Below are 19,805 nucleotides of genomic sequence, written 5' to 3'. Positions count from 1 at the left end.
AGCCCGTTGTGCGTTAGTCCTGTTCCTCTGCGTTTTCTTCCTGACGCGAACGATGGCTCAGGGAGCAGGCGTGACGGTCCAGGTGCTCACCCCGGTTCTCGAAGCGCAACCCCGCCAGACCCTGAGCCTACGTGTCCGCTTCGAAAATCGGTCCGCTGAGTGGCAGACGGTGGAGCCGCAGCTGACTGTGCCAAGCGGCTGGCTGGTACTGGTCCCTCCCTCTGACTTCAGCCTCGATCCCGGCGCCTCCCGAGTCGTGATCATGAGCGTTCTCGTGTCAGTCGATGCGAAATCGGGTAACCACACCTTTCCCCTCACCTACTACGTCTCTGGAGAGGATGAGCGACGTGAGGCGCTCTTCACGGTCACGGTCCCGGCGATAGATCGTGTTCTCATCCGTGCCGTGGACGAACCCGAGTTCGTCACCGCCGAGGCGTTCGAGACCACCTTCCTCTTCCTGAACGAGGGCAACACCACCCATGAGTGGCGGTTGTCGGCGAGCAGCAGTCTGGGTTTCGACGTCCGTACCGTTCCCGATGTCGTAGCTCTGACACCGGGGGAGAGCGCGGAGGTCGGCGTCGTGGCCACTGGTCCAAGGCCCACGCGGCAAACTTCCCACACGCTCACTCTCCGAGCGGTCAGTCTGAGCGCCCCGACGATCTCGGCATCAGGCACGAGCCGTACCGTCCTCATCCCCAAGGCGCTCCCCGCATCTTCCGCCTATCACACCTTTCCGCTTACCGCCAAGCTCTCTTATCTCGGAGATAGTTCCGGGGCCTCTTCCGGAGAGGGTGCCGCCCTCGAGATCAGCGGCACAGGAAGCCTCGCCGAGCGGAGCGAGGGACAGTTCCGGGTAGATATCCGCATCGCTCCCGACGATCTGCTCGAGGGTCTGGTAGTCGAATATCGGTTGCCGGAGTTCAAGCTGCTCCTGGGAGATCAGAGTTTCAGCACCTCGCTCTTGACTCCCAGCGTCAACGGTTTCGGAGTGAGCGCAAGTTACGAGACCGGGCCTCTTCGGAACCTGCCCGTCATCATCGAGGTGCAGGGCTACAGCAGCGATGGCACCACGGGTCTGACGGCCGGCCTCTCAGGCGACCTGAACGAAGACACCGACCTGTCGGTCACCGTCAACGCTTCCAGCGCTGGACTCCTGGGATCCTTCGCCGTTCGATACACGCCGCGTCTTCGCGACCCCACCGTCGTGCAGTTGGGTTCCATAGCCTTGACCTACGGTGTAAGGCTCCCGAGGGGCGCGAATCTCTCTCATGGGTTCGAAGTCGACGGACAGCTGAACGAAGGAGTTAGTTTCGTAAGGCTGAGAGTCCACACCAGCAGCGCAGGTTTCGATCGAAACGACCAGCACGCATTCGCGGTCTCGCTCGAGTCGTTGTTCCGCATGAACGAACCGTTGCGGATCGCGCCGCAATTCCCCCTGTTCCTTTCGGCCCGCTATTCGACTTCGTGGGCCTGGTCGCCCGACTCCCCCTTTCTCTTCATGCCACCGTCCGAGGCGAGCCGGCTTTCCGAGGAGTACCGGGTAGGCGTCAGTTTTTCGGCGGGGCGGTTCAGCATCGCAGGTTCCTTTTCGAGCAACTATGAGGAACGAACCGCGGGTGTGCATGATAAGGACCTGGCCTCTTTGCTCGCGAGCTACCGTGCACCGTCGGGGTTCGCCCTGGCGCAATCGGTCCAGTTGGAGCAGCAGAAGAGTCCCGGCTCTGCCATGAGCCGCACGCTGAATTACGAGGCTGCCGCAGGGATTCCCACGGGTGATACGGGAAGGCTGACCATGAGCCTAGACGGCGAGTACGATCTGCTGTTCCCGCGGCTCGACGACCTGGCTTTCGGGGTTCGCTGGGCCGGGTCGTTGACCGAGAGTCTCGTCGTCGGTGGTGGAGCGACCGTCCACCTGTTCAACTCCAGCAAACTATGGGATGCCCAGCTGCGAGCCGACTACGCTCTTCCTGGCGATCACGCTCTCAGCGTGGACGTAAGCGTGAAGGCAGTCCGCGAGCTGCCCTATTCGGTGAAGTTCGAACTAAGCTATTCCGTACCTCTGAATGTCCCGCTCGGACGACGACCGGGCATAGGCAGGCTGGCTGGAAGAATCGCTACCGCCAAGGGCGAACCTATCGAGGGGGTGGTGATAAGCGTAGCCGGGCAGTCGTTGACCAGCGGCGCGGATGGAAACTTCTCCTTCCCGGCACTGCCGGTGGGCGAACACGTCGTCCAGGTCGAGTTCCGTGACGTGTTGGCGGCGGACCGCCTGCTGATCCCCGCTCCGCCGCAGCGGATCACGATCGCCGAAGGGGAGGAGGCGAGGATCGATTTCGAGGTCATCAAGAGCGCGGTCGTATCGGGCGTGCTCGATGTCACGATCCCCGAACGAAGCGCCACGGCGGTCGGAGACGAAGCGACGTTCGAGGACGCCAACCGAGGCGTGCGGGTGGAGCTTAGGAGTTCGGACGATGTCCTGTACGCCATCACCGATGCCGGTGGAAGCTTCGACTTCGAACGGGTACCGCCGGGCATCTGGACGATTCGGGTCGTCCAGCCATCGCTATCGACAGGTTTCAGGCTTGAGCCAGACCACCAGAAACTCGATCTCCGGGCAGGGGAGAGGGAGCGCGTGGAGTTTACCCTCATTCCGGTCGTACGTCGTATCGAGTTCAACGTCGAGGAAACACTGGTTCCGCCAAGCGGGGAGTAGTTTCGAACGGGCGTGAAGTGGGTCCGCGCAACCGCCAGCCCCATCAGGCACTACCACTCGGGCGGATGGTCGGCTTCCTGGCAAACGTTTTGCTAGCCGGAATCCGTTCGCCTCGCGACCTCCGCTCGCACCAGCGGTGCGACCTTCGTTCCGAACAGCTCGATCGAGCGCATCAGCTTGTCGTGCGGCACCGCCCCTACGTCCATCTGCGCCATGAAGCGTTGGTGGCCGAAGATCGAGTGCTGGAAGAGGATCTTCTCTGCGACCTCTTCGGGCTCGCCGACGGCGAGAGCCCCGCGAGGCGTGCGAAGTGCCTCGAACTGCTCTCTGGTGGTGGGGGGCCAGCCGCGCTCTCGGCCGATGCGACTCATCGCCCTCGCGTAGTAGGGGAAGAAGTCGTTGGCTGCGCCTCCCGAGGTGTCGCCGACGAAAGCGTGCGAGTTGATGCTCAGAGCGAGATCGCTCGGGTCGTGCCCGGCCAATGTCCACGCCTCTCGGTGGATCCTCGCGAACGGCTCGAACCGCTCGGGAGCGCCCCCGATGATCGCCAGCGCCATCGGCAGGCCAAGGCTGCCCGCCCGGGCGGCGGACTCGGGCGTTCCTCCTACGGCTATCCAGATCGGCAGCTCCCGTTCGGGTCGCGGATAGACGCCGGCCTTTTCGAGTGGAGGACGATGCTTCCCCGACCAGTCGACCCGCTCGTCCCTCCTCAGTCGAAGCAGGAGCTCCAGCTTCTCACTGAAAAGTTCGTCGTAATGCCTCAGGTCGTAACCGAAGAGGGGGAACGACTCGATGAACGATCCGCGGCCAGCCATGATCTCGGCGCGCCCGCCGGAGATCAGGTCTACCGTGGCGAACTGCTGGAACACCCTCACCGGATCGTCGGAACTGAGGACCGTCACGGCGCTGGTCAGCTTGATCCGCTCGGTGCGGGCGGCCGCCGCGGCGAGGACGACCGCGGGCGAGGACACGACGTAGTCGGGCCGGTGATGCTCACCTACACCGAACACATCGAGACCTAGTTCGTCGGCCAGCGATATCTCTTCGAGCAGGTCCGCGAGCCGGTGGGCGGGACTCACGGTGTGGTCGGTAAGCGGCGTCATCGCCCGGTCGGCGAAGGTGTAGACGCCCAGTTCGAACTGTTGGCCAACTCGGCTATCTGACATAGGGCTCCCTCGAAAGGAGAGTGAAATGTGGGCAGAGGAAAAGGCGCGGGCACTGCCCGCGCCTGATACTCGACTCGCGCTCCTGATCGCCGCTCAGCGGTTCGAGATGCTGATCTTCCTGGCTCGCGCCTGCACCTGCTTGGGCATACGCAGGGTCAGCAGTCCGTTCTCGACGGTCGCGCTCACGTTGTCAACCTCGACCTGGACAGGGAGCGTGAGCGTGCGACGGAACTCTCCCACCGGTATGGTCTGCAGCCAGTAGCGGCGAGCCTCGTCCTCGGCCTGCGGCAGGTTGCCCTGGATGGAGAGCTCGCGGCCCTCGATGCTGATGTCGAGATCCTCGCTCTGCACACCGGGCACCGCCATCTGGAGCACCAGCTCCTCGCCGGTCTCGAAGAGGTCGATCGGGTAGCCCTGCGTCCACTGCGTGGTGCCGAGAGACGGTGCAGCCAGCTGGTTGAAGAGCTGGTCGAACTCCTGGAAGAGGCTCGGTACGTTGCTGCCGCTTGCGAGATTCCAGGAGTTGCTGCGCGGTTGCTGCCTACGAACCAGTGCCATATCTGAAACCTCCCATCCGGATTTCGGCACTCTTGCGAGCGCCTCTGCGTCACATATATAACATGAGTGTCGTCATGTCAAGTCTTGTGCTGCCATGTGACTCGACGAGCGCCGGCTACTCCTGCAACTGGAAGATCATCTGCGCCACGCATACAGGCTTGGGCGATCCCTCGGCCTCGATCCGCAGGTCGAAGGGGACTCGAGCGCCTCCGGTCAGCCTTTCCACCTTGATGATGCTGAGGAACAGCCGGATGCGCTGCCCGGCCCGCAGCGGCGCGGGGAAGCGGACCCTGTTCAGTCCGTAGTTGATGACGAGCGGCGCCGTCTCGAGCTCGAGCAGCTCGATCGCCAGCTTGGGCGCGAGACTGAGGGTGAGCATGCCGTGGGCGACTGTCCCGCCGAACGGCGACTCCTTGGCCGCTCGCGCCGGGTCCACGTGGATCCACTGCTCATCCAAGGTGGCGGCGGCGAAGCGGTCGATCGTTCCCTGGTCGATCTCGAGCCAACGGCCCGGGCCTATCTCGACTCCCACGAGTCGTTCCAATCGTCCCGTCACATCACTCACCGGTCTACTCCTTCGTCGGGCTAGAGCGCCAGGTAAGCGGCCCGGACCGCCTCGTCCTCGAGCAGTTCGTCGCCGGTTCCCCTCCTGGTTATGCGACCGTTCTCGAGTACGAACGCGACGTCGGCGAGACGGAGCGACTGACGCACGTTCTGCTCCACCAGCACTACCGTCACCCCCTCGTCGTTGATCGACCGCAGCGCGGCGAAGACGGTCTGGGTGAGGGCAGGGGCGAGGCCGAGGCTCGGCTCGTCGACGAGGAGCAGACTCGGCCGGCTCATGAGCGCCCGGCCGATGGCGAGCATCTGCTGTTCGCCGCCCGAAAGCGTGCCCGCTAGCTGAGGCGCCCGCTCGGCGAGACGGGGGAAGAGCTCGAACACGAACTTGCGCGTCTTCGCTGCCTGCTTCCGGGCCGAAGGCAGATAGTCCGCGCCGCTCTCCAGGTTCTCGGCCACCGTCATGGCAGGGAAGAGCTGTCTGCCTTCCGGGACGTGGCCCACCCCCAGCCGGACGATCTGGGCCGGACTCGAGCCGGTCAGGCTTCGCCCCACCGCCTCGACCTGGCCGGACCAGGCGGGCAGCAGCCCGGAGATCGTGCGCAGCAATGTCGACTTACCTGCCCCGTTGGCGCCGATGATCGCCGCGAAGGAGCCTTGGGGCACCGCCAGCGAGAGTTCCCAGAGGACCTGTATCTTCCCGTATCCCGTCGAGAGGGAGTCTATGCGCAGCGCGTTGCCGTTGCCGTGGGTCACAGCTGCGCCTCCTCCGCGCTGCCCAGGTACGCCTCCACCACATGAGGATTGGCGGTAACCTCCGCGTAATCACCCTCGGCGATCTTCCGGCCGTAGTCCATCACGACTACCCGATCGGCGAGATCTCGCACCACTGGCATCACGTGTTCGATGAAGATGACGGTCACCCCCCCGGCTCGGATGTCCTTGACCAGCCCCACCGCCTCGCGAGCCTCCGCCGGCCGTAGGCCGGCCATGACTTCGTCGAGCAGAATCACCCTCGGCTGGGTGGCGAGGGCGCGGGCGATCTCGAGCCGCTTCTCCTGCATCAGCGTCAGCTCCTCCGCTGGCGTCTCGCGCAGATCCCAGAGGCCGGTCCGCTCGAGGCTCCGCTCGGTTACACGGGTAGCCTCGGCGGCGGAGATGCCCGGTGTGCCGAACAGAGCTCCTACCCGCACGTTCTCGGTCACGGTCATCTCGGGGAACGGCTGGACGACCTGGAAGGCGCGGCCGAGGCCAAGATGACAGCGAACATCGGGCGAGACACCACCGATCTCGCGCCCAGCCAGTTCGATGGTGCCGCCGGTCGGTTCCAGGAGGCCCGACAGCAGGTTGAGGGTGGTCGTCTTGCCGGCGCCGTTAGGCCCGATGATCGCGACGATCTCGCCCTCGTTCACCTCCAGGTCGAGGTTCTTGACGGCGTCGAGGCCGCCGAACCGCTTGCTGAGCGACGTCACTCGCAGGAGGCTCATGGGCCCTCCCTCTCCGGGCTGCGGAGTCCCGGGCGCTGGCCGCTCGCGGGTCGCCGGCGGCGGAGCCGGTCGAAGAGGCCCACCAGTCCCCGCGGCATGAACAGCACAGCGGTGACGAGGACCACCCCGTAGACGATCAGGTAGCCGTTCTCTATCGAGCGGCGCAGGGTCTCCTCGAGTGCCGAGAGCACGATGGCGCCGACTATCGGACCGAAGGTGGTGTAGAGGCCGCCGAAGATCGGGGTCACCAGGGCCAGCACGGTGGTTCCGATGCCGAAGGTGTCGAACGGGTTGACCGACCCGTGACGATGCGCTTCGAGGGCTCCGAGGATTCCAACCGGCACGCTCGAGAGGATGAACGCAAGAAGCTTCGCTCGTGCCGGGTTCACTCCCATGACGGCAGCCACCTGCTGGTTGACCCTCACCGCGGTGAACGACGAGCGGAGGCGCGAGCGCTGCACCAGCAGGCTCAGGGCGATGGTGAGGAGGAGGACGATAACGTAGACGACGAAGTAGCTCTCGTTGCGCAGGTAGGCGATCTCCCAGCGCTCCATCTCGCCGGGGATGAAGGTGGGGCGGAAGAGGGCAGAGACGTTGAGCCCCGGCGCCCCACCGGCGATGCCCCTGGGCAACTGCTGAACGACCGCGCGCAACACCTCGGTGAAGGCGAGTGTGGCGATGGCGAAGTAGATGCCGTGCAGCCGCAGGGTGACGGGGCCGAGGGCCAGAGCCAGGAGCCCGGCGACCAGGCCGCCCAGTGGGAGGCCCAGCCAGAGCGGCACGTCGGCGAGGTTGATGAGGATGGCGGTGCTGTAACCCCCGGCGCCGTAGAAAGCCGCGTGCGCGAGCGAGAGCTGCCCGGTACGAGCCAGGATGTCCCAGGAGAGGGCGAGGATCGCGAGTGTAGCCGCGTTGATCAGCAGCGAGAGGTAACTTACCGAGGCGCTGCCGAAGAGCGCCCGCAGCAGATCGGGAAGCACGAGCAGGAGGACGGCCGCGACAGCCACGCCGGCGACCTGGTAGAGGAGCCGCCTCATGCGGCGCCGCCCTTCCTGCCCCTCACGACCAGGACGATGAAGATGATCGCGAAAAATACCGCGTTGCGCAGTGAACCGCCGTTGGGCACCAGGTTCGCGACGAGCGACTCGGAGAGTGCCACCAGCAGGCTCGCCCAGAGGATCCCGCGGATGTTGCCTAGCCCGGCCAGTACCACGATGGCGAACGCCTTGAGGGTGTACGTGAGGCCGACCATGGGGGTCGGGGATTGGATGACTGCGATCATGACGCCGCCGATTCCCGCGAGCGCTGCCGATAGGGCGAAGGTGAGTAGATAGGTGCGGTCGACCTCCAGCCCGACCAGGCTGGCGCCGATCCGGTTCTGCGCCACTGCTCTCATGCCGCGGCCGGTAGGGGTGCGCAGCAGCAGCCAGTAGAGGCCACCGACGAGCGCTATCGATACGAGGAAGCTGCCCACCAGGACCGCTCCGAAGGTGACGTCACCGAGTTGGAAGCTCGCCGAACGGTAGGGGATCGCCGGGACGGTGCGGGGATCGCCGCCCCAGACGAGCAGCGCCACGTTCTGGAGGATGATCCCTAGTCCGAAGGTGAGGAGCATCTGGTTCAGTTCGGGAGCGCCCAGCACGTAGTGGACTGTGGTGCGGTAGAGGAGGGCACCGATGACGAAGAGCGCCGGCGCCACCAGCAGCAGCGAGACGACCGGGTCGAGCCCGAAACTGACTGCCAGCTGGTAGGTGAGGAAGGCGCCGATCATGAAGAACTCGCCGTGGGCGAAGTTGACGATTCCGATGACGCCGATCGCCAGTGCCAGGCCCACCGCCACGAGGGCGTAGAGGCCGGAGGCGAGGAGCCCGGAGACGAGAGCCTGTATGAGTAGGGTGATTTCCATCGAGATCCGGAAGCGAGTCGAGTGGGCGGGTCCGAAGACCCGCCCAGGAGAGGTCGACTAGTTGCAGGTCTGCAGAGGTGCGGTCGCCTTCTCGATCGGGTAGACGATCTCGCGAACGCCGTTCTGGTACTGGAACACCAGCCACATCTCGGCCCCGAAGCCCTGATGGGAGGTGATCTCCGAGTCGGTGAAGCTCCAGTCGCCCATCGGCGAGCGGAAGGTACCGGCCTCGAGAGCGGCGATAACTTCGTCACGGTCGGTTGTGCCGGCAGCGTTGATGGCGTCCGCCAGAGCCCACAGGTTCGCGTAGGCGAGAGCGGCCATGTAGTTCTCGGGGTCGGCGTTGTGCATCGCGCGGTAGGCGCGGGTGAACTCCTGAGCCTCCGGATTGGGCAGGTTCGGGAGGAAGCCGATGAGGCCGGTCACGCACTGGGCTTCCGGCGAGGAGGCGAACTCCGCGGGCCATCCGGGAGGGGCACCGAAGATGTATTCGGGCGTGTAGCCCAGCTCGCGCACCTGCGAGGTCAGCGGCACAACGTCGCTGTCGTAGCCGATCCAGTAGAGCATGTCGGCATCGGTGGCGCGGGCTTTGGTGATGGCGGCCCGGAAGTCGCCGGAGCCACCGAGCAGCGTCGAGGTGAACGACTCTCGCAGTACGACGTCGAGGCCGGCATCCTCGAGCAAGCCAGCGGCGGCGGCGGCACCGGGGCCGCCGAAGGCGGAGTCCTCGTGCAGCAGCGCGACCGTCTCTGCTTCAGTCGAGGCGACGTAGTCGGTAGCTGCGGTGACGTTGTGGTAATCCCACGGGTGGATGTGGAAGAACCACTCCTCTTCGCCGATGAGCTCCTCGATGCCGTCGAAGCCGTCGATGCCGATGCCCGAGGAGGCGCCGCCGATCCAGGTGACGATCGGCTGGAAGGTGCGGAACGACTCGACGAGCGAAAGGGTCACGTTGCTGGAGTAACCGCCCGCGATGATCCCCACCCCGTCTTCGGTCATCAGCTTCTCGAACGCGGCCTGGGCGACCGCTGGGGTCGCCTGGGTGTCCTCGACGATGAGTTCGAGCGGTTCACCGAGGACACCTCCGGCCTCGTTGATCTCCTCGAGCGCGAGTTCGAAGCCGGCGAGTTGAGCCTGGCCGGTGCCGGCGGCGGCACCGGTCAAGGGGCTCAGGATCCCGATCTGCACCGGCTGCGCGAGGGCGGCGCACAGCAGCGCGGCCAGGGTCGTGATGAGTGTTCTCTTCACAGTTTCTCTCCTTCATGGCAAGTGGCTTGGGGGTCAGGGGAGCGGGAAGGCGCCGGCTTCATCTCATGGCTGACCCTCCGACCCGAGCCGGGAACTCCAGACCCGATCCTGGTGAACGGTCAATCGTCGACCACCTCCGCGAGGAATTCCGCCAACAGGCGGTTGAATCGTTGCGGCGCTTCGACCTGAGGCGAGTGGCCGACTCCCTGCCACAGTTCGAGGCGGGAGTTCGGGTAAGCAGCCGCGGTGCGCCGTGCGATCTCCTCGGTGATGAGGTGGGGCAGGTCGAGGTCACCGCGCAGCACGAGCACCGGCCCCGGGTAGGAACGGGCCTCCTCGCTCACATCGAACTCCGCCAGGGCCCTGACGTTCCCGGTGATGGCGTGAGGGGCGAGAGCCAGGGCGTCGTCGACGACACCCTCGAACCAGGACGGCCGCCTGGAGGGCATCGTCGCAGCCAGTGCCAGGGCCAGACCCTCCCGGTTCCCCTTCAGGCTCTCCAGGACGGGGAAGTGCTCGGCCGGGGTTTCGTGGCCGTCCGGTGCCGCCGACGCTACGAGGATGAGCCTCTCGATCCGGTCGGGCTGTTCTGTCGCGAACGCCTGAGCCACCGCGCCGCCCAGGCTGTGTCCCAGCAGGGTGAGGCGTTCGATCGCCAGGGCGTCGCAGAAGCCGGCGAGGTAGCGGGCGTAGGAGGCGATGGAGATCTCCTCCGGCATCCCGTCCGACTCACCGAAGTTGGGCAGGTCGGGCGCGATGAGGCGGTAGCCGACCGGTGGCGAGTCGAGTTGCTCCTCGAACCAGCGTCCAGAGGCGAAGTTGCCGTGCACCAGCAGCAGAGGATCCCCACTGCCCGCTTCCCGGTAGGCGAGGCGGACCCCGTAGACGGGCACTGACGAGCGCTTCATCGCCCGCTTCCCTCCTGCTCGCGGCCCGCCATGGCGACGATCTCGCGCTTGAGCACCTTGCCGGCTCCGCTCTTGGGCAGTTCGCTCAGCAAGATGAACCGCTTGGGGACCTTGTAACGGGCCAGCTGCGAGGCCACGAACTCACGCAGCTCGTCGATCAGGGGAGCCGGCTCCTGCGCCTGGCCGCCGGCCAGGACCACGGCGGCCACGCCTACCTCTCCCCAGTGCTCGTCGGGTACACCGACCACGGTGCACTCCGCGACCGAGGGATGGCGGTAGAGCACGTTCTCGATCTCGACGGGGAAGACGTTCTCTCCGCCGGAGATGAACATCTCCTTGCGTCTCCCCACGAGGTAGAAGTAGCCCTCCTCGTCCTCCCGAGCGAGGTCTCCGGTCCATAGCCAGCCGTCCCGGAGCACCTCGGCGGTGGCATCCGGGTCGGCCAGGTAGCCGGCGAACAGGTGCGGGCCCGCGAGAGTGAGTTCTCCGACCTCGCCAGGCCCCACCTCGTCCCCTGACGGGTGGCGGATGGCGGCCCGGGCGTGGAGCATCGGCTTGCCCACAGAGCCCGGTCTCAGGGCCGCCTCCTCTAGCTCGATGGCGAAACAGTTGACGCCGGCCTCGGTCAGACCGTAGCCCTGCTTGAAGTCGATCCCCCGCTGGGCGAACGCTTCGCGGACCGGTTCGGGGCAGGGCGCGCCGCCGGAGATCGCCCAGCGCACGCTGGAGAGGTCGGCGGACTCGAACTCGGGATGCCTGGCGAGCATCTGGTACATGGTTGGCACCAGGAACAAGATCGTCGCCCGCTGCTCCTCGACCAGCCTCAGGTACTCGCCCGGGTCGAAGCTCCCCTGCATCACCACTCGCGCGCCAAGCTGAAGCAGAGGTGTCGTGAAGGCGTTGACGGCGGCGTGGAAGCAGGGGGTCGCCTGGATGACGCAGTCGTCGTCGCGCAGTCCCCAGGAGAAGACCGTGTTGACGCCGTTGTAGAAGTTCTGCCGGTAGGGCAGCATGGCCCCCTTAGGCGTGCCCGTTGTGCCGCCCGTGAAGAGGATCATCTGGATCTCTTCCGGTTCCGGACGGTGGTAGCTACCTATAGTCCCGGCGCCAGCCAGCCACCCTTCGTATTCGTTCAGCCGGAGGCGGGGAACGGCGCTGATGGCCGCGGCCTTCCGGGCGTTGGTGTCGTCGAAGAGGAGGAAGGCCGGCTTCGCGTATTCGGCCAGACGGGTCAGTTCGACTTCGCCCAGCCGGTGATTGAACGGGGTGTAGGCGAAGCCCAGCTTGGCGGTAGCGAGGATCAGGTCGATGTGTGCGAGGTGATTCTGAGCGAGGATGCTCACCCGGTCGCCTGGCCCCACGCCCGCTTCGGCCAGGCGTGCCGCCAGCCGGCGCGCGCGTACGTCGAGCTCTCGGTAGTCGTGCCAGTGGCCCTCGAACCAGACGGCCCGGCGGTCCGGCGTCAGCTCTGCGCGACGGGCCGCGAAGTCCAGGATCATGGCGCGCCCCAACGGAGGCAGATCGCGTTCCATACGTACCCGACACCGGCGGCGACCAGCACCACCAGGTCGCCCTGGCGGAGTTTCCCCGCCTCCTGGGCGAGCTTGATGCTGAGGAACTGATCGACCTGGCCCAGGTGGCCGTAATCTCGCAGGTAGATCGAGCGGGACTCGTCGAGGCCGAGCTGTTCCAGCAGGTAGCGATGGGCGCTCGGCTTGACGTGAAGCATCGCCAGGTATGCGATGTCGGCGAGGTCAGAGCCCGACTTCGCCACCGCCTCGCGCACAACCTGTACGAAGTTGTCGAGCGACTTCTGCTCGAGGCGCTCCTTCATCCCCTGAGGGTCGGGCACCTGCAGCCTGTAGCGGTCGACGTTGTGGGCCGTGATCGGCTCCTTCGTGCCCCCGACCGGGACCAGCACGTCGAGGGAGAACGAGCCGTCGGTGCGGATGGCCGAAGCGAGGAGCTCGTTACGGCCGGCGTCACGCTGCACCACCGCAGCGGCTCCTCCGGCCCCGAGGTTGTACATGAAGCGGACGTTCGGGTCGGCGAAGTCGATGAGGTCACCGTTGCGGTAGCCGCCCGCGATGAGCACGGTATCGAGTTCGGGGTCCGACCTCAGCAGGTCACGGGCGAGTTTCAGGGCCAGTACGCCGGTACCGCACTTCTGCCCGACGTCGAAGGCGTAGGCCCTGGTCGCTCCCAGGTCGTGCGCCAGCTTGATGCCGGCTGTCCACACCGGGTACTCCTTGTACTCCTCGGTGATCGAGATGACCACGTCCACCGCTTGCGGCGTCACACCCGCCTCGCTCAGCGCTTCACGCGCCGCCCGGACGCCCATCTCGGTCGGATGATCGTCTTCGCCCGGCACGGGCTTGGCGCTCAGGCCGAGCTTCTCCTGCACGACCCACTCCGGGAGGCCGCTGGCCTGGGCTATGGGCCCCGCGGTCAGCCGCGCTTCGGGAAGGTAGACGCCGATTCCGGTCACGCCGATCACCGCTCCTTCACCTCCGGTGAGAGGGCGCCTTCGATGAAGGCGTAGAGCGTCTCCATCGCCTCGGCAGGCGGTTCGCGCTTCTCCCAGATAGCGAATCTCAACCCCAGGAAGTGAGCCAGTCCCATCAGCGCCCAGGCTTGGGACTCGGCGTCTCCGCTTCTCACTTCGCCCGCCTGCTGGGCCCGCTCGAGGGCGGCGCTGTAACCCTGAGCGAGCTTGAGGTAGTACTCGCGGTAGATCTGCTCGTCCACGAACTGCGACTGCATCACGACCCGGTAGAGGTTCTCGTGCCGAAGGCTGAACTCGACGAACGCCCGCAGGCCCAGCCGCTCCACTTCGAGCCGGTCGTGGCCTCGGGCCGTCGCAGCGCTCAGCGAGCGCCGGAGTTCGCGGCCCATGTAGCGCACGAGCTCGCGCAGGATCTCCTCCTTCGAGGGGAAGTAGAGGTAGAAGGTGCCCTGCGCCACCCCTGCTCGGCCGGTGATGCTCGAGATGGAGGCCGAGTGGAAGCCCTTCTCGCCGAACTCCAGTTCGGCGGCGTCGAGCAGCTTGCGGCGCGTGGCCTCGCCCCTGGCAGTGGCGGGCTGGGGTAGATCCGGCAATGAAGCGACCCTTCCGCGGCCGGTCGCGCACTACACCCCGCCGGGGGCCGCGACCAGAACCTGACTACTGATTCAGTTGTCAGAATCGTAAGTCGCCGCGCGGTCGCACGTCAAGACAGACCCGGATCCCGCTACCTGCATGGAGGGAGCCGCCATTGTCCGAGCTCTGGAGAGCCGGAACCAGAGGCGCGAGCCGAGAGGCGGTCGTCAATCGCCCGACGTCACAGCCGCGTTCACCCTCCGCGACTGTTCCTGGCGATCGTCCGCGTCTTCCAACTGCCGGCGGGCGTACGCGATCGCTTCGTCGGTGGTTGGGAAGAGGTGGTGGCCCGCGGCGGCGAGTCTCGCCAGCAGGCCCGAGCGCCGGAGCAACTGCTCCGGCTGTGGCTGCAGTCCCGCCACGAGCAGCACGATGCGTCTCCGTGAGAGGTGTTCGGACAGGGCCTCCAGTGCGGAAGCCCCGGTAACGTCCATCAGTGGCACCCGCCTCATCCGCAGGACCACGAAGCGGATGTCGCCGACCGACTTCGTCAGCTGGTCGAGGAAGCGGTTGGCGGCGCCGAAGAACACCGGCCCGTCTATCCGGTAGGTGACGACCTCGCGTGGGAGCGGCTGGGCTCGGTCATCGGCGACGAGCGGCTCCTCTGCCTGCACCTGCACGCTGAAGAGCCTGCTCACCCTCACGATGAAGAGGATGCCGGCGGCCACGAGGCCTATCTCGATGGCCAGGATCAGGTCGAAGGCGATCGTCACCGCGAAGGTGAGCAGCAGGACGAAGCCGTCGGCCTTGCTGGCCCGCAGGATGAGCCTGAGCGCATGCGGCTCGACCATCCTGACCGCCACCACCATGAGTATCCCGGCAAGGACCGCCAACGGCACCGCCCCGGCGAGGGAACCGAGGAAGAGGACGATGATGAGCAGGGTGAAGCCGTGGATCATCGCCGCCAGCCGTGTCCTCGCGCCCGAGCGAACGTTGACTGCGGTGCGGGCCAGCGCCGCGGTGGCTGGCACCCCGCCGAAAACGGCCGCTCCCAGGTTGGCGATGCCCTGGCCGAACAGCTCCCGGTTGGGATCACTCCGCGGTCCCTGGGTCATGCCATCGGCCACCATCGCCGAGAGCAGACTCTCCAGCGCGGCCAGGACCGCCACCGCCAGGGCCGCTCGCAGCAGTTCGCCCATGTCAGCGGCCGGGATGGCCGGGATCGAGGGGAGCGGCAGGCCCACCGGAATCGAGCCGATCCGGGGAACGTTCCCGAACGCGGGAAGGAGCGACAGCAACGTTACAGCCAGCAGCGCCGCCATGCTGGCGGGGACAGCGCGCAAGGCGCGTACTCTGCCCCAGAGGAGCATCAGGACGACGGTCATCGAGCCCAGCAGCAGTGGGGGCAGAGTCGGGGCAACGGCGTACCCCCGAACGGCCTCGAGCGCCAGCGGCACGATCGACTCGCCATGGGCCGATGCCACACCGAGCACACCCGGCAGCTGCTGGAGGAAGATGATGACCGCGATGCCGCTGGTGAAGCCGGCCACGACCGGCCAGGGTATGTAGTTGACGTAGCGGCCGACACCAGAGAAGGCGAAGGCGATGAGGATCAGACCTGCGAGGGCGCCCACGAACAGCAGCGTGCCGGCGCCGTAGCGGGCGACGATCGGCAGCAGAACCACCGTCATCGCCCCGGTGGGCCCGCTCACCTGCAGGTTGGAACCGCCGAAGGCAGCAGCCAGAACGCCGGCAACGATGGCGGTATAGAGGCCGGCGGCGGCGCCGGCGCCCGAAGAAACACCGAACGCGAGGGCAAGCGGGAGGGCGACTACCGCAACGGTGAGGCCGGCCAGCAGATCCTCTTTGAAGTATCCGAAGTTGTAATCTTTTCTGCCGGGGAGGAAGCGAGCCAGAACGGCGAGCATCTCGGGGGCCTTTCTCGGAACACGCCACCTGGGTGGCACGAACTCAATATATAGAGGCCCCGGGCCCCCTCGTGACCTCGGCCGCTACCCGTGCGAAGTGTGTCGGATTCCGCTGGGCGGGCCGGCCTAGTGGAGCCTGACCCTGGCATCGAGGATCACGCAGCCTCGACCCGGTTCGAGCGCTCGCACCGGATTGATGTCGAGTTCGGCGATTTCGGGCAACTCCTCGACCATCCGCGACACCCGCAACAACGCCTCCTCCAGCGCCTCGCGGTCGGCAGGCGGCGCGCCGCGGAATCCGGTGAGCAGGCGGTACCCCTTGATGCCGCGAACCATCTGGCTGGCGTCCCTGTCGGTCAACGGCGTGATGCGGAAAACGACGTCGCGGAGCACCTCCACGTGGATGCCGCCTAGGCCCAGCGCAACGAGCGGACCGAACAGCGGATCCGGGGCCACTCCGATCATCAGTTCCACGCCGGGTGGCGCCATCTGTTGAACGAGGAAGCCGTCCAGTTCCTCGAGCCTGCCGGCCTCACGCAGGCGCTCCTCGATGGCGGCGCACGCCTCCTGCACCTCGGCCGTCGAGTCGAGGCCGAGTTTCACGCCGTCCCACTCCGACTTGTGGAGGATCGTTCGGGAGGCGAGCTTGACGGCCACGGGGAAACCGAGTTCGGCTGCCGCGGCGGCTGCTCCCTCGGCGGTGTCGCACAGCCGTTCACCCAGCAGGGGAAGCCCGAAGGAGCTCAGAAGCCTCCGCACCTCGTCTGCCGAGAGCCAGCCGCCGCCACGCTCTCGAACCTCCCGTACCAGTTCGCGTGCTTCACCCAGCGCAAGCCCCGGGAATTCGGGCATGCGACCCATCGGCGACCGTTTCCAGGAGGCGTAACGGTAGGCGCGCCCTAGCGCCTGTGCGGCGGCTTCGGGGAAACGGTAGCTGGGGATGCGCTCTCCTCCCAGGGCTAGCTCCTCCGGGTCCTGCCCCATGAAACAGGTGAGGACCGGCTTTCCATTCCCCCTGCTGCGTGCGTCGCCCACCGCCTCACGAACCGCCAGCGCCACCTCATGGGTGTCTTCCAAACCGATCGGAGTGAACAGGACCAGAACCGAGTCGAAGCCCTCGTCATCGAGTGTGGCCGAAACAACGTCGCGGTAATTCCGGGCGGTGGCCGAGGCGATCATATCTATCGGGTTGCCGGTTGAGGCGGCCGCTGGCAGCAGTTCTCGGAGTCGCGCGCGCAACCCCTCGGGCGCTTCGGGCGCCTCCAGTCCTGTCGCCTCGAGCCCGTCCACGGCCAGGATGCCCGGGCCGCCCGCGTTGGTCACCACGGCGACCCGAGGACCCTGAGGGAGCGGTTGTGACGCGAGCAGCGACGCCGTGTCGAACATCGATTCGAGCGTTTCGGCGCGGATCAATCCGGTCTGTTCGAACAGCGCCTGGGTGGCGGATTCACTCGCCGCCAGAGCCGCCGTGTGCGAACTGGCCGCCCGGCTTCCGGCACCGCTTCGACCCGCCTTCACCACTACGATCGGCTTGCTTCGCCCTACCCGGCGGGCGAGCCGGGCGAACCGGCGAGGGTTCCCGAACGACTCGAGGTAGAGGAGTATCACTCGGGTGTCGGGATCGTCTTCCCAGTACTGGATCAGGTCGTTCCCCGAGACGTCCGCCTTGTTGCCCAGGCTCGCGAAGCTGGATAGCCCCATCCCCAGCTCGGCCGCGTACTCGAGCACTGCCAAGCCTAGAGCGCCGCTCTGTGAGGCCATCGCCACCGGCCCGTGAGGTGGGAACGAGGGCGCGAAGCTGGCGTTGAGCCGTACCCCGGGCGCGGTGTTGATGAGCCCCAGACAGTTGGGCCCCAGAAGCCGCATGCCGTAACTCCTCGTTATCCCCAGCAACTCCTCCTGGAGCCGCTTGCCCTGGGCGCCTATCTCGGCGAAGCCCGCACTGATGACCAGAAGCGCTCTTACCCCCTTCTCCCCGCACTCCCGGGCAACCTGCAGGACAGCGCTGCTGGGGACGGCGACTATGGCCAGGTCCACCGGTCCCGGGATGGAGCCCACGCTCTCGTAGGCCGGCATCGAAGCGACCACCGAAGCCCGAGGATTGACCGGGTAAACGGGACCGTCGAAGCGGTCGAGCACAAGGTTGTGGAGGATGCGGAAGCTGATGCTGGCCGGGTCCCGGGAAGCGCCCACGAGCGCGACGCTCCTCGGCTTCATGAACGCCTGCAGCGAGGCCACCGTCGCGACTCGCTCGCGCGTCTCGGCCTGTTCCACGCTCCTTTCGCTCGGCTCCAGGGAGAGGCTCGCTTCGATCTGGCCGTCACCATGCGACTCGCTAACCGTGAAGCCGCTGCTCCTGAAGACGTCGCGCATGCGTACGTTGCCCGTTTCGGTGGGTGCCCGGAAGCAGCGGATGCCGTTGCGGGCGGCGATGAGCGCGAGCCGCTCGAGCAGCAGAGTCGCCAGGCCCTTCCCCTGGTATGCGTCGTCGACGATGAAAGCTATCTCGGCAGACTCCTCGCCATCCCGCACATAGCTGCCATGGGCTATGACCCGAACGTCGGCGCCGTGCCCGGCGAGAACCAGTAGACCGGCCCGCTCGGCCACGTCACCTGATGAGAGCAACCGCTCGACGGCCTCGCCCATGGAAACCTCGCCGAAGAAGCGGTGGTTCCTGGCGTCGGCGGAGGTGCGCGAGAGGAACTCGGCTATGAGGCCGCGGTCGCCAGGGGATACCGGCCGTAGCTCCGCGGTCGTCCCGTCCCGCAGTATCACCTGACCGGCTTCGATCGCGCCCTGCGGCAACGGGGCCTGGTAGTGCCAGCGCTCCTTGAGTTCGCTCATGCCACCTCCGGGTCGGTGCGACGGCGCCCCGACGATTGTCGCCGCCAGCGGCAGCCAGCTCTGTAAATGCCGGGACCGTTGCGGCGACGAGCTACCGAGCCCTCCCGCCCGCGGAGCGGGCCCATGGCCGCGCTCGAGCCAAGTCAGATAGCGCCGGTGATGTACGTCTGCAACTGCTCGATCAACGATTCCTGCTCGCGGATGATCGACTTCACCGCGTCACCTATCGAGACCACACCCACCAGTCGCCCCTCGTCGAGGACCGGCAGATGGCGCACCCTCTTCTCCGTCATCAGCTCGAGGCACTCCCGTACCGTGGCCGAGCGCCCCACCGTAACGACCTCTCGAGTCATGATCTCCTCCACCGTCGTCCCCTTCGAACTCCGGCCGGCGAGGATGATCTTGCGAGCGTAGTCCCGCTCCGAGAAGACGCCTGCGATCCGCTCGCCGTTCACGACCACGAGGGCCCCGACGTTGCGGCGCGCCATCTCCTCGAGAGCATCGAAGACGGGCGTAGAGGGCGAGGTCGTCCACACCTCGTAGCCCTTCTCGTGTAGCAGCTGACCTACGGTGGCGTTGCCTTCCATCGATCCTCCTGCCTGCCTAGCGACTCGATTGGCGACATGATAGAGCCTGTCGCCCTCCTATGGAACCTCCGGTGCCACTGCCGCCAGCAGGGCCAGGGTTCGCGGCTGCAGCCTGTACTCCTCCCCGGCAGGCACCTCCCGGTCCGGTTCGCCCGGGCTGTTTGTGTCCACCAGCACCCGCCACTCCCGGGCCAGAGAGTTCGCCGGCAACGTGAAGAGTTGATCGCTCGAGTCGCCGTTGACGAGGAGCAGGAGGACGTCGTCCTCGATGGGGCGGCCTCGCTCGTCCGTCTCGGCCATGGCTCGTCCGTTGAGCAGCATCCCCATGGTCCTGATCCAGCCCTGCTCCCAATGCTCGTCGTTCATGGGTGAGCCGTCAGGCTGGAAGAACTCGATGTCCCCCAGTTCCGAGTCGTGGAGCCTGTTCCCCTGGAAGAACTTGCGGCGCCGCAGTACCGGGTGCTCTCGGCGAAGCCGGATGAGTCGTCGGGTGAAATCGAGCAGCGCCTCGTTGCGGGCGGTGAGCTCCCAGTCGTACCAGGAGATCTCGTTGTCCTGACAATAGCCGTTGTTGTTTCCCTGCTGCGTGCGGCCGATCTCGTCGCCTCCGCAGATCATCGGAACTCCCTGCGACAACAGGAGCGTTGTCAGAAAGTTCCGCACCTGCCGGTTGCGTAGCGCATTGACGGCGGGGTTGTTCGAGGGGCCCTCCTCACCGCAGTTCCACGATCGGTTGTGGTTTTCGCCGTCGCGGTTTTCCTCGCCGTTCGCCTCGTTGTGCTTGTCGTTGTACGACACGAGATCGCGCAGCGTGAACCCGTCG

General features: G+C 66.3%; 17 protein-coding genes. 1 reads left to right on the top strand and 16 read right to left on the bottom strand.

All coding sequences use genetic code 11. From position 1 onward, the window contains the following. Nucleotides 1–70 precede the first annotated feature (70 nt). Nucleotides 71–2,713: a carboxypeptidase regulatory-like domain-containing protein gene (locus VF168_09205; protein ID HEX7004351.1), complete on the top strand. Its 2,643-nt coding sequence runs from the start codon at nucleotides 71–73 to the stop codon at nucleotides 2,711–2,713. 92 nt (nucleotides 2,714–2,805) lie between these two features. Here VF168_09205 and VF168_09200 read toward each other — a convergent pair whose 3' ends face one another. The 16 genes from VF168_09200 to VF168_09125 form a co-directional block, all read right to left on the bottom strand. Beyond that, on the bottom strand, nucleotides 2,806–3,879 hold the full coding sequence (locus VF168_09200; GenBank protein ID HEX7004350.1) for an LLM class flavin-dependent oxidoreductase: 1,074 nt from the start codon (nucleotides 3,877–3,879) through the stop codon (nucleotides 2,806–2,808). A gap of 93 nt (nucleotides 3,880–3,972) precedes the next feature. Beyond that, nucleotides 3,973–4,437: an Hsp20/alpha crystallin family protein gene (locus VF168_09195; protein HEX7004349.1), complete on the bottom strand. Its 465-nt coding sequence runs from the start codon at nucleotides 4,435–4,437 to the stop codon at nucleotides 3,973–3,975. 115 nt (nucleotides 4,438–4,552) lie between these two features. Then, on the bottom strand, nucleotides 4,553–5,002 hold the full coding sequence (locus VF168_09190) for a MaoC family dehydratase (GenBank protein ID HEX7004348.1): 450 nt from the start codon (nucleotides 5,000–5,002) through the stop codon (nucleotides 4,553–4,555). Nucleotides 5,003–5,022: 20 nt separating this feature from the next. Continuing rightward, nucleotides 5,023–5,751, bottom strand: coding sequence for an ABC transporter ATP-binding protein (locus tag VF168_09185; GenBank protein ID HEX7004347.1), 729 nt, complete (start codon nucleotides 5,749–5,751; stop codon nucleotides 5,023–5,025). Then, nucleotides 5,748–6,482, bottom strand: a complete 735-nt coding sequence (locus tag VF168_09180; GenBank protein HEX7004346.1) for an ABC transporter ATP-binding protein — start codon at nucleotides 6,480–6,482, stop codon at nucleotides 5,748–5,750. The genes VF168_09185 and VF168_09180 overlap by 4 nt, the downstream gene beginning before the upstream one ends. Further along, nucleotides 6,479–7,519 carry a branched-chain amino acid ABC transporter permease gene (locus tag VF168_09175; protein HEX7004345.1) on the bottom strand — a complete coding sequence of 347 codons (1,041 nt, stop codon included), beginning with the start codon at nucleotides 7,517–7,519 and terminating at the stop codon, nucleotides 6,479–6,481. Before VF168_09175 ends, VF168_09180 begins: the two co-directional genes overlap by 4 nt. After that, a complete protein-coding gene (locus VF168_09170; GenBank protein ID HEX7004344.1) occupies nucleotides 7,516–8,388 on the bottom strand; it encodes a branched-chain amino acid ABC transporter permease in 873 nt (290 codons plus the stop codon). The genes VF168_09175 and VF168_09170 overlap by 4 nt, the downstream gene beginning before the upstream one ends. Before the next feature lie 57 nt (nucleotides 8,389–8,445). Further along, complete coding sequence (locus VF168_09165) at nucleotides 8,446–9,636, bottom strand: ABC transporter substrate-binding protein (GenBank protein HEX7004343.1); 1,191 nt, start codon at nucleotides 9,634–9,636, stop codon at nucleotides 8,446–8,448. A 119-nt stretch (nucleotides 9,637–9,755) separates the two neighbouring features. Then, nucleotides 9,756–10,544: an alpha/beta hydrolase gene (locus tag VF168_09160; GenBank protein ID HEX7004342.1), complete on the bottom strand. Its 789-nt coding sequence runs from the start codon at nucleotides 10,542–10,544 to the stop codon at nucleotides 9,756–9,758. After that, on the bottom strand, nucleotides 10,541–12,076 hold the full coding sequence (locus VF168_09155; GenBank protein HEX7004341.1) for an AMP-binding protein: 1,536 nt from the start codon (nucleotides 12,074–12,076) through the stop codon (nucleotides 10,541–10,543). Before VF168_09155 ends, VF168_09160 begins: the two co-directional genes overlap by 4 nt. Then, nucleotides 12,040–13,041, bottom strand: coding sequence for a 3-oxoacyl-ACP synthase (locus VF168_09150; GenBank protein HEX7004340.1), 1,002 nt, complete (start codon nucleotides 13,039–13,041; stop codon nucleotides 12,040–12,042). Before VF168_09150 ends, VF168_09155 begins: the two co-directional genes overlap by 37 nt. Continuing rightward, complete coding sequence (locus tag VF168_09145; GenBank protein HEX7004339.1) at nucleotides 13,038–13,643, bottom strand: TetR/AcrR family transcriptional regulator; 606 nt, start codon at nucleotides 13,641–13,643, stop codon at nucleotides 13,038–13,040. The genes VF168_09150 and VF168_09145 overlap by 4 nt, the downstream gene beginning before the upstream one ends. Nucleotides 13,644–13,850: 207 nt before the next feature. Further along, nucleotides 13,851–15,551 carry a SulP family inorganic anion transporter gene (locus tag VF168_09140; GenBank protein ID HEX7004338.1) on the bottom strand — a complete coding sequence of 567 codons (1,701 nt, stop codon included), beginning with the start codon at nucleotides 15,549–15,551 and terminating at the stop codon, nucleotides 13,851–13,853. Nucleotides 15,552–15,677: 126 nt separating this feature from the next. After that, entirely contained in the window at nucleotides 15,678–18,395 is a 2,718-nt protein-coding gene (locus tag VF168_09135; protein ID HEX7004337.1) for a GNAT family N-acetyltransferase, read from the bottom strand. Between the two features lie 143 nt (nucleotides 18,396–18,538). Beyond that, complete coding sequence (locus tag VF168_09130; GenBank protein HEX7004336.1) at nucleotides 18,539–18,982, bottom strand: CBS domain-containing protein; 444 nt, start codon at nucleotides 18,980–18,982, stop codon at nucleotides 18,539–18,541. A gap of 57 nt (nucleotides 18,983–19,039) precedes the next feature. After that, on the bottom strand, nucleotides 19,040–19,805 hold a 766-nt coding region (locus VF168_09125; GenBank protein ID HEX7004335.1), incomplete at its 5' end, for a glycogen debranching enzyme GlgX.

Source organism: Trueperaceae bacterium, assembly GCA_036381595.1.
GTDB lineage: Bacteria > Deinococcota > Deinococci > Deinococcales > Trueperaceae > DASVCN01.
The sequence above is the reverse complement of the archived record's forward strand: the minus strand, read 5'-3'. Positions and strand labels throughout refer to the sequence as shown.